Genomic DNA, 16,406 nt, shown 5'->3' with positions numbered 1-16,406 from the left:
AAGGCCGCAAACCAGAGTCTGCGACCTTTCCGTATCTACACGCTTACTTGCGCAGGCCCAGACGGGTGATCAGCGCACGGTAGGCTTCAGCGTCGTTGCGCTTCAGGTAGTCCAGCAGCTTGCGACGGCGGCTGACCATCTTCAGCAGACCACGACGGCTGTGGTGATCCTTGGTGTTGGCCTTGAAGTGCGGGGTCAGGTCGTTGATGCGAGCGGTCAGCAGCGCAACTTGCACTTCCGGGGAACCGGTATCGCCTTCAGCGCGTTGGAAATCCTTGACGATGACGGCTTTTTGATCGACGGAGATCGACATGTAAAACTCCAGATAAACAAGGGGTTTGAAACCCCGGTCAAGTACGGCGAGCCTTGACCCATCCGTACTCCCTAAGCGGACACGGGCTTGTTGGCCAGCATCCGGTTCGGCCACAACAGGTCATCCTTGCGGATTTCACCCAGACCGATAAACCGCCCGTCTTCTGTGTACAGGCGGAAGTCCCGGATTATTGCATCATTCTCCCCCGCCCGCACGGTATTTTGTGCGGCCAGCGCAGGCTGACCATGGCAGAGGCGGTGAATGTCGGCATCATCGAGCACCGTGCGCGGCAGATGGGCCACCAGCACGTCGGGCGGCATCAGCAGCCCGTCGCGCGCGTCTTCCGCCACCGCTTCCAGTGCGTCCAGCGTCAGCGCGTCGGCAACTTCAAAACCCGCCGTCCGCGTACGGCGCAGTCCGGTCAGATAGGCACCGCAGCCCAGCACGGCGCCAATGTCGGCGGCCAGCGTGCGCACATAAGTACCCTTGCTGCACTGGACATTGATCACGGCGGTGTCGCCGTCAAACCCGACCAGCTCGATCGAGTGGATGGTGATGCGGCGCACCTTGCGCTCGATCTCGATCCCCTCGCGCGCGTACTCGTACAGCGCCTTGCCCTGGAACTTCAGCGCCGAGTGCATCGGCGGCACCTGTTCAATCTCGCCGAGGAAGCCGTCGAGCACCTCGCGCAGCCGGTCGGCGTCAAAGTTCACCGGCCCGACCGGGGTAATCTCCCCCTCGGCATCCAGCGTGGTGCTGACCGCGCCGAAGCGGACGGTCGCACAATAGCCCTTGTCGGCGTCGAGCAGAAAGGCGGAGAACTTGGTCGCTTCGCCAAGGCAGACCGGCAGCAGGCCGGTGGCCAGCGGATCGAGCACGCCGGTATGACCGGCTTTCTGCGCACGGTACAGCCAGCGCACCCGTTGCAGGGCGGTGTTGCTCGACAGGTGCAGCGGTTTGTCGAGCAGAAAAACGCCGTCCACGGGACGGCGGGGAATGCGAACTTGGGTCATGGGTCCGGTGTCACCGGCCGGTGCGGACACCGGCCGGAAAAGGGGTTCGGATGAAAGTGGCGCGGCCCGTCAGGACTTCGCTTCGCCTTCGCCGGCGTCTTCGTCTTCGGGACGAAGCTCGGCGTCTTCCTGCGCGACCCGGTTCAGCAGCGCGTCCATGTACAGGCCGTGCTCGATCGAATGGTCGTAGACGAAATGCAGCTGCGGCACGGTGAAGATCTTGATCGTGCGCGCAATTTCGCTGCGCAGCCAGCCGGCGGCGCGGTCCAGCGTGTCCTGGGTTTCGCTCGGGTCTTCGGCATTCATCACCGTGTAGAACACCTTGGCGTGCGAATAGTCGCGCGTGACCTCGACACCGGTCAGCGTGATGAAGCCGACACGCGGATCCTTCAGCTCGGAACGGATCAGTTCCGCCAGCTCGCGCTGCATCTGGTCGGCAATCCGGTCGGCCCGGGAAAAGCCTTTTTTCTTCGGCATGTTCTGCCTCCTAAAACAAAAGCGGCGGGCTTTCGCCCGCCGCGGGCCGGAAGTGCCGTTGCCGGCACGTCCCGCCATCCATTGCCATTACAGCGTACGGGCGACTTCGACGATCTCGTAGGCTTCCAGATGATCGCCTTCGACCAGATCGTTGTAGTGCTTCATCATCAGACCGCACTCGAAGCCCTGCTTGACTTCCTTCGCGTCGTCCTTGAAGCGCTTGAGCGAGTCGAGTTCGCCATCGTGCACCACCACGTTGTTGCGGATGATGCGGATGCGCGACGTCTTCTTGACCACGCCGTCGATGACCATACAACCGGCGATGGTGCCGACCTTGGACACGACGAACAGCTGCCGCACTTCGACCATACCGGTGATTTCTTCCTTCTTCTCCGGCGCCAGCATGCCGGACAGGGCGGATTTCACCTCGTCGATCGCATCATAGATGATGTTGTAGTAGCGGATGTCGACACCGCTGGACTCGGCAGCCTTGCGGGCAGCCGCATCGGCGCGGGTGTTGAAGCCAATGATGACGGCGTTCGAGGCAGCGGCCAGGTTGACGTCCGACTCGGTGATGCCACCGACGCCCGAGTGCAGGATCTGCACGCGGACTTCGTCGGTCGACAGCTTTTGCAGGCTGCCGGCCAGCGCTTCGTACGAACCCTGCATGTCGGCCTTGATGATGAGCGGCAGCGAACGGACTTCGCCTTCGGCCATCTGCGCAAACATGTTTTCCAGCTTGGCGGCCTGCTGCTTGGCCAGACGCACGTCGCGGAACTTGCCGGCGCGGAACATCGCGATTTCGCGCGCTTTCTTTTCGTCGGTCAGCACCATGGCGTCTTCACCGGCGGCGGGCACGTCGGACAGGCCAAGAATTTCGACCGGAATGGCCGGACCGGCCTGGTCGATCTGCTTGCCGTTCTCGTCGAGCATGGCACGGACACGACCGAATGCGGTACCGGCCAGCACGATGTCACCCTTGCGCAGGGTACCCGACTGCACCAGCAGCGTGGCCACCGGGCCGCGGCCCTTGTCCAGACGCGCTTCGACGATGATGCCCTTGGCCGGGGCGTCGATCGGCGCCGTCAGCTCAAGCACTTCGGCCTGCAGCAGGATCGCTTCCAGCAGCGCATCGATATTGGTGCCCTGCTTTGCCGACACTTCGATGAACTGGGTATCACCACCCCAGTCTTCCGGCACGACTTCGTAGCTGACCAGTTCCTGGCGGATACGCTCGGGATTGGCACCTGCCTTGTCGATCTTGTTCACCGCGACCACGATCGGCACACCGGCCGCCTTGGCGTGGTTCACCGCTTCGATGGTCTGCGGCATCACGCCGTCGTCAGCCGCCACCACCAGCACGACGATGTCGGTCGCCTTCGCACCACGGGCACGCATGGCCGTAAAGGCTTCGTGACCCGGGGTGTCGAGGAAGGTGATCATGCCGCGCGGAGTTTCCACGTGGTAGGCACCGATGTGCTGGGTAATGCCGCCGGCTTCGCCTGCCGCCACCTTGGCGCGACGGATGAAGTCGAGCAGCGAGGTCTTGCCGTGGTCGACGTGACCCATGACGGTCACGACCGGTGCACGCGATTCCTGGCGGGCTTCTTCCTGGCCTTCCGGCTTTTCCAGATAAGCTTCCGGATCGTCGGTCTTGGCAGCCTTGGCGATATGGCCCATGTCCTCGACGATGATCATCGCCGTTTCCTGGTCCAGCACCTGGTTGATGGTCACCATCATGCCCATCTTCATCAGCGTCTTGATCACTTCGGCAGCTTTCACCGCCATCTTGTGGGCAAGATCACCAACGGTGATGGTTTCCGGCACCAGCACTTCATGCACGACCGGATCGGTCGGTGCCTGGAAGGCATGCTGGCCGGACTGCTGCTGGCGACGCCCCCCCTTGCGGCCGGTCTTCCAGCCACCGCCGGCGTCGCCGCCGCGGGTCTTCAGACCACCACGCTTCTTGTTGTCGTCACGGCTGTCGCGATGACCACCTGCGGCGCCCTTCTTGGCACCACCGGCCGGACGCCGGTCTTCACCAGCCGGAGCCGGACGGGCCGCGCCGCCTGCCGCACCCGGCGCAGGACGTGCACCACCCGGAGCCGGACGCGCGCCACCCGCTGCGGCGGGGCGAGCCCCGGCCGCCGGACGGGCGCCTGCAGCCGGACGCGCCGCGGGTGCGGCAGCCGGGGCTGCGGCACGCGGGGCTTCGACCGGCTTCGGACGTGCGGCTTCTTCCGCCTTCTGCTGGGCGGCCAGTTTGGCTGCCATGCGGCGGGATTCACGTTCCTGGCGTTCGCGGATCAGTGCTTCCTGGCGCGAGCGCAGTTCGGCCTGACGACGTTCGTCAGCCGCGCGCAGCGCGATTTCCTCATCGCTGAGGATGGAGATCGGGCGAGCCGGAGCGGCTTCAGCCGGCGCTTCCTTTGCCGGCTCGACAGCGGCTTCCTTCTTCGCTTCGGCCCTGGCCGGTGCCGGCTTGCTGTCGGCCACCGGGGCAGCGGCAACCGGCGCCGGGGCGGCAGGCGCCTCGGCCGGGGCAGCTTCCGGCTTGGCGGCAGCCGCTTCCGGCCGGGCCTCGACCACCGGTTCCGGGCGCGTTTCGACGACCGGTTCCGGGCGGGCTTCAACCACCGGGGCCGGCGTCACGTCGGCGACCGGCGCGGCTTCGGCTGCGGCGGTTTCCGCAGCAGCGTCTTCCGGGCGAACCAGCGTGCGTTTCTTCTTCACTTCCACCTGGATGGTGCGCGAGCGGCCAGCGGCGTCATTGGCGCGAATCTCGCTGGTTTCCTTGCGCTTCAGCATCACGCGACCCTTGTCGCCGCGCCCACCGCGCAGAAATTCCAGCAGACGTGCCTTGTCCTCACGCGACAGCGTGTCATCAATCGAGCTTTTTGCAACGCCGGCTGATCTCAGCTGCTCGAGCAACTGCTCGGGCTGCATTTTCAGCTCGCCGGCGAACTGTTTCACATTCGTCTCAAGCATGCGGTTTCCTGTTCAATCCTTCGTATCCGGTCGTCCGGTCCGCCGGGCGTCAATTCTGTTCGAACCAGTGCTCACGCGCCTTCATGATCAGGGCACGCGCTTCTTCTTCGGTGATGTTGGTCATGTCGGCGAGTTCGTCGACAGCCAGGTCGGCCAGGTCATCGCGGGTGACGATGCCGTTGTCCACCAGCTTGACCAGGATTTCCTGGTTGAGGCCTTCCAGCTTGCGAAGTTCCTCTTCGACGCTGTTGACCTTTTCTTCCGACGCAATGGCCTGCGTCAGCAAGGCTTCGCGAGCACGGCTGCGCAACTCGTTGACCGTGTCCTCATCGAAAGCGGCAATGCCCAGCATTTCCTCGACCGGCACATAGGCGATTTCCTCCAGGGAGGTAAAGCCCTCGGCCACCAGCACTTCGGCCACATCGGCGTCGACGTCGAGATTGTCCATGAACAACTGGCGCATCGCGGCGTACTCGACCTCGGTCTTTTCCTCGGCTTCGGCGACGGTCATGATGTTCAGCACCCAGCCGGTCAGCTCGGACGCCAGACGCACGTTCTGGCCGCCACGGCCGATCGCCAGCGCCAGCTGGCCCTCGTCGACCACGACATCCATCGAGTGGTTGTCCTCGTCGACCAGGATGCGTTCGACTTCTGCCGGGGACAGCGCGTTGATCACATACTGGATGATGTCGCCGGCCCACAGCACGATGTCGACGCGTTCGCCGGCCAGCTCGCCGGTGACGGCCTGGACGCGGGAACCCCGCATGCCGATACACGTGCCCTGCGGGTCGATGCGCGGGTCGTTCGCCTTGACGGCGATCTTGGCGCGGCTGCCCGGATCACGGGCGCAGCCACGGATTTCCAGCAGTTCGTCCTCGATCTCCGGCACTTCCTGCTTGAACAGTTCGACCACGAACTGCGAAGCCGTACGCGACAGGATGATCTGCGGCCCGCGACCGGTACGGTCGACGCGCAGCAGATAGGCCTTGACGCGGTCGCCCACGCGCAGGTTTTCCTTCGGGATCTGCTGCTCGCGCGGCAGCAGGGCTTCGAGCTTGCCCAGGTCGACGATCACGTTGCCACGCTCGATGCGCTTGATCGTGCCGGAAACCAGCATCTCGTTACGGTCGAGGAAATCGGTCAGGATCTGCTCGCGTTCGGCATCGCGGATGCGTTGCAGGATGACCTGCTTCGCGGTCTGCGCGCCGATGCGGCCAAATTCGACCGGCTCGACCGGTTCTTCCTTTACAGTGCCCACAACCGGTTCGACGCCGAATTCCTCGGCGTCGGACATGGCGATCTGCCGGCTGGGGAATTCGTGGTCGTTGTCTTCGACCACCGTCCAGCGGCGATAGGTTTCATATTCGCCAGACACGCGATCGATGTGCACGCGCACATCGATCTCGTCCTGACTGATCTTGTCCTGGCTGATTTTCTTTTTGGTTGCTGAGGCCAGCGCCATTTCCAGCGCGCTGAACACAATATCCTTGCTGACGTTCTTTTCACGCGCCAGCGCATCTACCAGCAGCAAAATTTCGCGACTCATGCATTCCTCCGAATTCTTGTCACCGCATCCCGGCCCACATCGGCCGACGGCCGCTTCGCCCGTTCTCCCCGATCAGAACTCGGGGTCGAGCCGCGCCTTGTCGATGCTGGCGAACGGAATGGACACACGCTCGCCATCGATATCGATATCCACATTCCCGTCGACGAGTCCGATCAGCACGCCGGCAAAATTCTTGCGTTGCCCGACCAGCACACGCGTCTTGATCTTGACCCGCTCGCCGGCGAAGCGGATATAGTCCGCCTCTTTCTTCAATGGGCGATCCAGCCCTGGCGAACTGACTTCCAGTCGCTCATAGTCCACGTTTTCGACACTGAACAGGCGTGTCAGGTGATTGCTCACCGAAACGCAATCGTCCAGCGTGATTCCCGCCGGGCAATCGATGAACACGCGCATGCCGCCCCCTCGGGCCAGCTCGAAATCGACTAGTTCATACCCCAGGCCAGGCAGGGTATTTTCCAACAGCGTACGAACATCCATCCAATAGTTTCCGGAAATAAAAAATGGGCGAAACGCCCATCCCTAAACGATCGGATCATAACAGCTATCCGCGTCAAAGGAAACACTGTCCCCACAAGCGCTTACGCGTCGCCGACCACCGGCCCGGGCGCGCAACGCGCTTTGACGCGCAGGAAACTCCACGGCTATAGTCTCGATGTCAAACGATCGTTTGGTACACTGCAGCATGGTCATACACGACCCATACTAAATACGATCCGCTGCCGCCATCCGGCAGGCCACGCGGACAAGAGGAGGATGCATCCATGGACAAACCCTGGCTCAAGAACTATCAAAGCGGCGTCGCCACCGACATCGACATGAATACGTTCCAGTCGATCTCCGAAGTGTTCGCGCGCGCGGTCGGAAAATTCAGCGACCGCCCTGCCATGGCCAATATGGGCAAGATACTCAGCTATGCAGAACTGGATGCGAACACCCGCCATTTCGCGTCCTACCTGCAGCACACGCTGAAGCTGCCGCGCGGCAGCCGCGTGGCGATCATGATGCCCAACCTGCTGCAGTACCCGATCTGCGTATTCGGCATCCTGCGTGCCGGCTACACGGTGGTGAACGTCAACCCGCTGTATACGCCGCGTGAACTCGAGCACCAGCTGCACGATGCCGATGTCGCCGCCATCGTCATCGTCGAGAACTTCGCCCATGTACTGGACCAGGTGCTGGCCCGCACGCCGCTGAAGCACGTGATCGTCACCGGCATCGGCGACATGCTCGGCTTCCCGAAGCGCGCGCTGGTCAACTTCGTCATCCGCAACGTCAAGAAGATGGTACCGCCGTACCGGCTGACCGGCCACATCCGCTTCCTTGATGCGCTGTCCATCGGCAGCCGGCAGGCGCCGGACCCGGTCGCGCTCGGCCATGACGACATCGCCTTCCTTCAGTACACCGGCGGCACCACCGGCGTGGCCAAGGGCGCAATGCTGACGCACGGCAATATCGTCGCCAACATGCTGCAGGCCGGCGCATGGGTGAAACCGGTCGTGCGCGAAGGCCAGGAAATCATCATCACTGCGCTGCCGCTGTATCACATCTTCTCGCTGACGGCGAACCTGATGGTGTTCACCGAACTGGGCGCACTGAACGTCCTGATCACCAATCCGCGCGACATTGCCGGCTTTATCAAGGACATCAAGAAGTACCCGGTCACGTCGATCACCGGCGTCAACACGCTGTTCAATGCCCTGCTGCACCATCCGGACTTCAAGACGATCGATTTCAGCACCTGGCGCATGGCGCTGGGCGGCGGGATGGCAGTGCAGCGCGCGGTTGCCGAACGCTGGAAGGAGGTCACCGGCGTGCCGCTGATCGAGGCCTACGGTCTGACTGAAACCAGCCCGGCCGCGTGCATGAACCCGCTGAACCTGTCCGAGTACAACGGCAATATCGGCCTGCCGGTCCCGTCGACCGACATCGAAATCCGCTCGCCGGATGGTCAGCCGCTGGGCTTCAACGAGCCGGGCGAGCTGTTCATCAAGGGCCCGCAGGTCATGAAGGGTTACTGGCGGCGTCCGGACGAGACCGCCAAGGTGCTCGGCGCCGACGGTTTCCTGGCCACCGGCGACATGGCCGTGATCAGCGAGGACGGTTTCATCAAGCTGGTCGACCGCAAGAAGGACATGATCCTGGTGTCCGGTTTCAACGTCTATCCGAACGAGATCGAGGATGTCGTCGCGTCGATGCCGAGGGTGCTGGAAGTCGCCTGCATCGGGGTGCCGAGCGAGAAGTCCGGTGAAATCGTCAAGATTTTCGTGGTGCGCAAGGACCCGGCCCTGACCGAAAAGGACGTGCTCGACTACTGCCGCGAAAACCTGACGGCCTACAAGGTTCCGAAGCAGGTCGAGTTCCGCGACGAACTGCCGAAGACCAACGTCGGCAAGATCCTGCGCCGCGCACTGCGTGACGAGGAAACCGCCAGGGCGTAATGTACGGCCGCGACGCTTGTGGACAGTCTGCCGCCCGCGCCCCGCGCGGGCGGGACTGCTCCCAGGGCGGGCACCATCTGCCTCAGTGGCGTCGGTGCATGCCCGACTGACAGAAAATATTGTGAGCACGGCAGTCTGCCTGATTGAGCCCTGCCTCTTCCGTCCCCGCCGCCGCGGGGAAACCTCGCTGCGCTCGTCCGTTCTTCGTCGCGACGCTTGTGGACAGTCTGTCGCCCGCGCCCCGCGCGGCCGCTTTTTTATGTTGTCCGGCGTGCTATAGTCGCCGCGCCTGATTTCCCGGCACTGCCCCCGATCCCGAAGACGAAACCGATTTCAATGAGCACCCTTTACGGCATCCCCAATTGCAGCACGGTCAAAAAGGCCCGCGCCTGGCTCGACAGCCACGCGCAGCCGGTCACCTTTCATGATTTCAAGAAAGCGGGCCTGACGCGCGCGGACGTCGAGCGCTGGCTCGAACAGCAGCCGCTTTCGGTGCTGATCAACCGCAAGGGCACCACCTGGCGTGCACTGGACGAAGCGCAAAAGGCGGCCGCAGACGAGCGGGACAGTGCCATCGAACTGATGCTGGCCCGGCCGTCGCTGATCAAGCGCCCGGTACTGGAACATGGCGGCCGCGTGCTGGTCGGTTTTGACGAAACGGTTTACGCCGGGGTATTCGCCTGATGAATCCGACGCTCTCTCTTGCCTGCGACCTGATCGCGCGCGATTCGACCACGCCGGCCGATGCCGGCTGCCAGGAACTGATGATCGAGCGACTGGCCCGCGCCGGATTCACCATCGAGCGCATGCGTTTCGCCGATGTGGACAATTTCTGGGCCCGCCGCGGCAGCGACGGTCCGCTGCTGTGCTTTGCCGGCCATACCGACGTGGTGCCGACCGGCCCGCTGGACGCCTGGCATTCGGCACCGTTCACGCCGACGATCCGCGACGGCCACCTGTTCGGTCGCGGCGCCGCAGACATGAAAGCCTCGCTGGCCGCCTTCATCACCGCAATCGAGGACTTCGTTGCCGCCCATCCGGACCATCGCGGTTCGATCGCGCTGCTGATCACCTCGGACGAAGAAGGCATCGCCACCCACGGCACACGGCAGGTAGTCGAAACCCTGGCGGCACGCAATGAACGGATCGACTGGTGCGTGGTCGGCGAACCGACATCGGCGAAAACCTTTGGCGATACGGTCAAGAACGGCCGGCGCGGATCGCTGTCCGGCAAGCTGGTGGTCAAGGGCATCCAGGGCCATATCGCCTACCCGCATCTGGCGCGCAACCCGGTGCACCTGCTGGCGCCGGCACTGGCCGAACTGGCCGCCGTCAGATGGGATGACGGCAACGCCGATTTTCCGCCAACCAGCTGGCAGGTATCGAACCTGCATGCCGGTACCGGCGCGACCAACATCATTCCCGGCACCGCCGAGCTGATGTTCAATTTCCGCTTCTCGACCGAGCACAGTGCCGACAGTCTGAAGGAACGCGTGCATGCGATTCTGGACCGGCACGGTCTGGACTATGATCTGGACTGGACCCTGTCCGGCAACCCGTTCCTGGCCCGCACCGGCCGGCTGATCGAGGCGGTCAGTGCCGCCATCGAGGCCACGACCGGCCAGCGCCCGGCGCTGAACACCACCGGCGGCACGTCGGATGGCCGTTTCATCAAGGATATCTGCCCCGAAGTGATTGAATTCGGCCCGCTGAACGCCACAATCCACAAACTCAATGAATGCGTGGCGGTCGACGATGTTGCCCGCCTGTCCGAGGTCTACCGACGCACCCTGGTCGCCCTGCTGGCCGACTGAGCAGCGCCTGAAGGCGCCGGCCCTCCACTGTTTCACCACGCCTTTCGCCGCCGCGAAGGGCGAGCCCCGCTGCCGCCGTCAGCGGGGCGTCGTCATTGCACCGGGAGCCGGCGGCCCCGGTATTTCTCTTACCGTCGAACCATAATACGAACATGGAAGTCCTGAAAATATTCATTGCGCTGCTGGTGCTGGTCAACCCGCTCGGCGCCATCCCGATCTTTATCGGCCTGACGCCGAACGCGTCGCTGGACGAGCGCAACAAGATCGCCCTCACCGCCTCCAAGGCGGTGGCCATCGTCATGGTGCTGTTCGTCCTGATCGGCGACGGCATGCTGAAATTCCTCAACATCAGCGTCGGCTCGTTCCAGGTCGGCGGCGGCATCCTGATGATGCTGATCGCCATCGCCATGATGAATGCCAAGTCGGCGCCGACCAAGACCACCAAGCAGGAACAGGAAGAGGCCGAGTTCAAGACCAATGTCGCCGTGGTCCCGCTCGCCATTCCGCTGATGACCGGTCCGGGCACGATCTCGACCATCATCATCTACGCCAGCACGGCCAAGAACTGGATGCACCTCGGCCAGCTGATGATCGCCTGCCTGCTGTGCGCCGCCACCTGCTTTGCCGCCCTGCGCGCCGCCACGCCGATCAGCCGCATGCTCGGCCAGACCGGCATCAATATCGTCAACCGGGTCATGGGCATGGTGCTGGCAGCGGTGTCGGTCGAAGTGATCGTCAACGGCCTGTACAGCCTGTTCCCGAAACTGGCCGGCTGAGCGGACAGGCAGACGCTACAATCATCCGTATCGCATAAGCAACGGATGGTTCCGCCGTGTCTCCCCTCTCCCTTTGCGTGATCGCCGGCGACGGCATTGGTCGTGAAGTCGTGCCGGCGGCCTGCCGGGTGCTGGCACGCCTGCGTCCCGATATCGGCATGATCGAGGCCGAGGCCGGCTGGGACACGTTTCAGCGCGTCGGTCAGGCCCTGCCCGACGCCACCCTGGCCACGGCGCGCGCCTGTGGCGCCGTGCTGTTCGGCGCCGTATCGTCGCCATCACACAGGGTCGACGGCTATCGCTCGCCGATCGTCGCGCTGCGCCGTGCGCTGGATACCCATGCCAATCTGCGACCGGTCAGGCCGCTGGGCGGCATCGGGCGTCCGGATGTCGATCTGCTGATCGTGCGCGAGAACACCGAAGACCTGTATATCGGCGAGGAGCGCAGCGATGGCGACACTGCCGAGGCCATCAAGCGCATTACCCGCCATGCCAGCGAGCGGGTCGGCCGCGTGGCCGCCCGGCTTGCCGCCGGGCGCGGCGGCAGACTGACCATCGTCCACAAGGCCAATATCCTGCCGCTGACCGACGGCCTGTTCCGCGACAGCGTCCGCGCCGCAGCCAGTGGCTGGCCGGCGCTGACGCTCGACGAATGCCTGGTCGACACCGCCGCGCTGCGCCTGGTCCAGCACCCGGAACACTTCGACGTGCTGGTCGCGCCGAATCTGTACGGCGACATCCTGTCCGACCTGGCCGCTGCCCATGCCGGCGGCCTCGGCCTTGCCGCATCGCTGAATCTCGGCGAACAGTGCGCCATCGCCGAACCGGTGCATGGCTCGGCCCCCGATATCGCCGGACGCGGCATCGCCAACCCCGCCGCCACCTTCGCCTCGCTGGCCCTGCTGCTGCGCCACCACTGGCGCGATGCGGACAGCGCGTCCCGGCTGGATGCCGCCATCGACCACGTGCTGGCACAGGGAATCCGCACACCGGACCTTGGTGGCGACGCCAGCTGCGAGCAGGTGACCCGGGCCGTCTGCGACGCCGTGCTTGCCAGCCGCTGATTTGCGCAAACGAACCCGCAACGAACAAAATCGCGGGCAATAATTTGATAAAACGCAAAAAATCGCCCCGGACAGGCGCGATAATGAATCAGATCCTCTTCATATGTATTCGTTTTCGAAACGGAGCCTGCCATGAACGCGCGCGACACGATGCTCTCTCCCTCCATTGATCCCTGGACGGGTTTCGCTCCCGGCGTCTGGCAGCAGCAAGTGGACGTCCGCGACTTCATTCAGCGCAACTACACACCCTATGACGGCGACGAGCGCTTTCTGGCGCCGGCCACCGAGCGGACCCGGGCACTGTGGCAGGCACTTGGCAGCTTGCTGGCACAGGAACGCGAACGCGGCGTGCTTGATGTATCGACCGACAGGCCGGCCGGCATCACCGCTCATGCGGCGGGGTATATCGACCGCGGGCAGGAACTGATTGTCGGCCTGCAGACCGATGCGCCACTGAAACGCGCCATCATGCCGAATGGCGGCCTGCGCATGGTCGAAAGCGGGCTGAAGGCCTATGGCTTCGAGCTCGATCCGGCCATCCGCGACATCTGGACCCGCCATCGCAAGAGCCATAACCAGGGCGTGTTCGACATCTACAGCCCTGACGTGCTGGCCGCGCGCAAGTCGGCCATCATCACCGGGCTGCCGGACGCCTATGGTCGCGGCCGCATCATCGGCGATTACCGGCGCGTCGCGCTGTATGGGACAGACGTGCTGCGCGAGCACAAACAGCACGAATTCCATGCGCTGGACAACAGCGTGTTTACCGATGACGTCATGCGCCTGCGCGAGGAACTCAGCGAGCAGTGGCGCGCGCTGGACGAATTGCGGCAGATGGCCGCCAGCTATGGTTTCGATATCAGCCGCCCGGCAGCCACTGCCCGCGAAGCGGTGCAATGGACTTATTTCGCCTATCTGGCCGCCGTCAAGGAGCAGAACGGGGCCGCAATGTCGATCGGCCGCATCTCGACCTTCCTCGACATCTACCTGCAGCGTGATCTCGACGCCGGCCTGCTCGACGAAGCCGGCGCGCAGGAGCTGGTCGACGATCTGGTCATCAAGCTGCGTATCGTGCGCTTCCTGCGCACGCCGGAATACGACCAGCTGTTCTCCGGCGACCCGACCTGGGTAACCGAATGCGTCGGTGGCATCGGCGAGGATGGCCGTCCGCTGGTAACCCGCAACAGTTTCCGTTTCCTCAACACCCTGTACAACCTCGGCCCGGCGCCGGAACCGAACCTGACCGTGCTGTGGAGCGTGCAGCTGCCGCGCGGCTTCAAGGACTTCGCGGCCCGGGTGTCGATCGAAACCAGTTCGATCCAGTACGAAAACGATGACCTGATGCGGCCGAAATGGGGCGACGACTACGGTATCGCCTGCTGCGTGTCGGCCATGCGCATCGGCAAGCAGATGCAGTTCTTCGGCGCGCGCGCCAATCTGGCCAAGGCCCTGCTGTATGCAATCAACGGCGGCGTCGATGAAAAGAGTGGCGTCACCGTCGCCACCGGTTTCGAGCCGATCCGCAGCGACGTCCTCGACTACGACGAGGTAATGGCAAAGTTCGACCCGATGATGGACTGGCTGGCCGCAACCTACGTCAAGGCGCTGAACAGCATCCACTACATGCACGACAAGTACGCGTACGAACGCATCGAGATGGCGCTGCACGACCGCGATATCGTCCGCACCATGGCCTGCGGCATCGCCGGGCTGTCGGTCGCGGCCGATTCGCTGTCGGCCATCCGCCATGCCACCGTCCACGTGATCCGCAACGAGGCCGGCCTTGCCGTCGACTTCCGCATCGATGGCGACTACCCGGCCTACGGCAACAATGACGACCGTGCCGACCGCATCGCCGTGGCACTGACGGAAAGCTTCATGCGCAAGATCGCCGCGCAGCCGTATTTCTATCGCCATGCAAAACCGACCCAGTCAGTGCTGACCATCACCTCGAATGTGGTGTACGGCAAGAAGACCGGCAATACGCCGGACGGCCGCCGCGATGGCGAACCGTTTGCACCGGGCGCCAATCCGATGAACGGCCGCGACGTCAAAGGCTTTGTCGCCGCCGGCGCCTCGGTAGCCAAGATCCCGTATGACGCGGCGCTGGACGGCATCAGCTGGACCGCGTCGGCAACGCCGGACGCACTGGGTCGCAGCGATGCCGAGCGCATCCGCAATCTGGGCAACTGCCTGGACGGTTTCGCTGCCGCCGGCGGCTTCCATGTCAACGTCAACGTGTTCAGGCGCGAGACGCTGGTCGATGCCATGCAGCACCCGGAACGCTATCCGCAGCTGACCATCCGCGTGTCCGGTTATGCGGTGAATTTCATCAAGCTGACCCGCGAGCAGCAGCTGGACGTGATCAACCGGACTTTCCACGGTGCGATGTGAACGACTGTGGCTACCTGCATTCGGTAGAAAGCGGCGCGGCGGCTGACGGGCCGGGCGTCCGGCTGGTTTTCTTCCTGTCCGGCTGCCAGTTCCGCTGCCTGTACTGTCACAACCCGGATACCTGGAAGCTGCATCACGGCCGACCGGTCACGGTCGACCAGGCCATGGCCGAGGTCGAACCGCTGGCCGGCTTTCTGCGCCTGACCGGCGGCGTCACCATCTCCGGCGGCGAACCGCTGATGCAAGCGGCGTTCGCCGGCGCGCTGTTCCGGCGCTGCCGGGCGCTCGGCCTGCATACGGCACTGGATACCCAGGGTTTTCTGCATGCCGACGTCAGCGACGACTGGTTCGATCCGGTCGATCTGGTGCTGCTCGACATCAAGCACAGCGACCCGGCCCGCTACCAGGCGCTGACCGGCCAGCCGCTGCAACCGACACTGGACTTCGCCCGCCGGCTGGTCCGGCTCGGCAAGAAGATGTGGATCCGCTACGTGCTGGTGCCGGGCTGGACCGATGACGTCGCCGATGTCGAGCGGCTGGCCGACTTTGTCGCCACGCTCGGCGATGCGGTCGAGCGCGTCGACATCCTGCCGTTCCACCAGCTCGGCGCACACAAGTGGGCCGAACTCGGCCTCGACTACCGGCTGGCGGACACCTGTCCGCCGTCACCGGCGCTGCTGGCCCGCGTCCAGCGCCAGTTCGCGGACCGGGGCCTGACGGTGTATTGATTACTGGCTGCCCCCATGCCAAGTGACAAACCAGAGCGACCAGGGCACGTTTCAGCGCCAGGTCAGACAACCATCAAGATACTGCAATGCCACCCTCTGCCCGATATCCAGTGTGTCCGGGCCAGAATCTCGATGATGAACGGCTATTGCATGCTCTCCCAGCGATTGGACGGCAAATGCAGGGGATAGCCAGAGCACTTCCCCGACATATGTCCCCTCACACAGGTCGAGATCAATAATGGCTTCTTCAAGGTGGCTCTCATGCAGGAATGCCAGCAGTTCGTGATCAAGACTTCCGGATGGATTCATCGCGACCCTGTGCATGCGCAGCCGGCTCAGTGCTGCACTTTTTTCCTGCACTTCATAGAAATAGGTTTCAAATCGCATTCGCGACGCAATCACTTCGATATCGAGAATGCCATGCTCGTAACCGGTTTCCAGCCAGCGATAGTCATTTTCAGCGCCCCTTGCATACTTGGAGACAGCGGTATCATTGACTTCGAGGAATAGCGCCGTGACATCACCCAGGACGTGTTCGACCAGCCGCTCTCGCCAGTTCCCGGGCAGAGTGGGCAATTCAGGTGAAACAGGATCAAGAAAGAAGCCGTTGCGCTGGTGAAACAGGCTACCTTCGCCGAGTTCCCGGGCAATCTCCCCCGCACGTCCCGGATCCCGCAATGGGTAGAAATCGATATCGATTGACATCGACATGAACTCAGGCGGCTGATCAAGCAACCCCAAGACGGACAGGCTGCCGGCAATAACAAACTCATGATGGTTACTGATTGCCAGTGCAGCATTGAGTGCCTGCTGAATGTGCTGGCGGCGCATCGC

Annotated in this window: 14 protein-coding genes; 7 read left to right on the top strand and 7 right to left on the bottom strand. The window is 63.5% G+C overall.

Going from position 1 to position 16,406, the window contains the following annotated elements; all coding sequences use genetic code 11:
* Positions 1-43 precede the first annotated feature (43 nt).
* From rpsO to rimP, 6 genes are all read right to left on the bottom strand, one after another.
* Positions 44-313, bottom strand: coding sequence for a 30S ribosomal protein S15 (rpsO, locus tag ACYVG8_RS17815; protein WP_028499889.1), 270 nt, complete (start codon positions 311-313; stop codon positions 44-46).
* A 71-nt stretch (positions 314-384) separates the two neighbouring features.
* Complete coding sequence (gene truB / locus ACYVG8_RS17810; protein ID WP_112692234.1) at positions 385-1,326, bottom strand: tRNA pseudouridine(55) synthase TruB; 942 nt, start codon at positions 1,324-1,326, stop codon at positions 385-387.
* A gap of 69 nt (positions 1,327-1,395) precedes the next feature.
* On the bottom strand, positions 1,396-1,803 hold the full coding sequence (gene rbfA / locus ACYVG8_RS17805; RefSeq protein ID WP_028499891.1) for a 30S ribosome-binding factor RbfA: 408 nt from the start codon (positions 1,801-1,803) through the stop codon (positions 1,396-1,398).
* Between the two features lie 87 nt (positions 1,804-1,890).
* Positions 1,891-4,791, bottom strand: a complete 2,901-nt coding sequence (gene infB / locus ACYVG8_RS17800) for a translation initiation factor IF-2 (RefSeq protein ID WP_460746474.1) — start codon at positions 4,789-4,791, stop codon at positions 1,891-1,893.
* A 49-nt stretch (positions 4,792-4,840) separates the two neighbouring features.
* Positions 4,841-6,337: a transcription termination factor NusA gene (nusA, locus tag ACYVG8_RS17795; RefSeq protein WP_028499893.1), complete on the bottom strand. Its 1,497-nt coding sequence runs from the start codon at positions 6,335-6,337 to the stop codon at positions 4,841-4,843.
* A 72-nt stretch (positions 6,338-6,409) separates the two neighbouring features.
* Positions 6,410-6,835: a ribosome maturation factor RimP gene (gene rimP / locus ACYVG8_RS17790; protein ID WP_028499894.1), complete on the bottom strand. Its 426-nt coding sequence runs from the start codon at positions 6,833-6,835 to the stop codon at positions 6,410-6,412.
* 284 nt (positions 6,836-7,119) lie between these two features.
* Here rimP and ACYVG8_RS17785 point away from each other — a divergent pair, with 284 nt between their 5' ends.
* The 7 genes from ACYVG8_RS17785 (at position 7,120) to pflA (ending at position 15,572) form a co-directional block, all read left to right on the top strand.
* Entirely contained in the window at positions 7,120-8,796 is a 1,677-nt protein-coding gene (locus tag ACYVG8_RS17785; RefSeq protein WP_028499895.1) for an AMP-binding protein, read from the top strand.
* A 336-nt stretch (positions 8,797-9,132) separates the two neighbouring features.
* Positions 9,133-9,480: an arsenate reductase gene (locus ACYVG8_RS17780; protein WP_028499896.1), complete on the top strand. Its 348-nt coding sequence runs from the start codon at positions 9,133-9,135 to the stop codon at positions 9,478-9,480.
* Positions 9,480-10,610 (top strand): succinyl-diaminopimelate desuccinylase, encoded by a 1,131-nt coding sequence (gene dapE, locus ACYVG8_RS17775; protein WP_028499897.1) that lies wholly within the window; start codon positions 9,480-9,482, stop codon positions 10,608-10,610. Before ACYVG8_RS17780 ends, dapE begins: the two co-directional genes overlap by 1 nt.
* A gap of 152 nt (positions 10,611-10,762) precedes the next feature.
* Positions 10,763-11,386: a MarC family protein gene (locus tag ACYVG8_RS17770; RefSeq protein WP_028499898.1), complete on the top strand. Its 624-nt coding sequence runs from the start codon at positions 10,763-10,765 to the stop codon at positions 11,384-11,386.
* A gap of 56 nt (positions 11,387-11,442) precedes the next feature.
* The gene (locus ACYVG8_RS17765; RefSeq protein WP_028499899.1) at positions 11,443-12,450 is read left to right on the top strand and encodes an isocitrate/isopropylmalate dehydrogenase family protein; all 1,008 of its coding nucleotides are present in this window, start codon (positions 11,443-11,445) and stop codon (positions 12,448-12,450) included.
* Between the two features lie 132 nt (positions 12,451-12,582).
* Positions 12,583-14,844: a formate C-acetyltransferase gene (gene pflB / locus ACYVG8_RS17760; protein WP_028499900.1), complete on the top strand. Its 2,262-nt coding sequence runs from the start codon at positions 12,583-12,585 to the stop codon at positions 14,842-14,844.
* On the top strand, positions 14,841-15,572 hold the full coding sequence (gene pflA, locus ACYVG8_RS17755; protein ID WP_107888567.1) for a pyruvate formate-lyase-activating protein: 732 nt from the start codon (positions 14,841-14,843) through the stop codon (positions 15,570-15,572). Before pflB ends, pflA begins: the two co-directional genes overlap by 4 nt.
* A 51-nt stretch (positions 15,573-15,623) precedes the next feature.
* On the opposite strand, the gene ACYVG8_RS17750 is transcribed toward pflA, so the two are convergent.
* Positions 15,624-16,403: a DUF6036 family nucleotidyltransferase gene (locus ACYVG8_RS17750; protein ID WP_460746472.1), complete on the bottom strand. Its 780-nt coding sequence runs from the start codon at positions 16,401-16,403 to the stop codon at positions 15,624-15,626.
* Positions 16,404-16,406 lie beyond the last annotated feature (3 nt).

Source organism: Microvirgula curvata (assembly GCF_054781615.1).
Note: the sequence above shows the minus strand (reverse complement) of the source record. Positions and strands in the feature narration are given on the sequence as shown.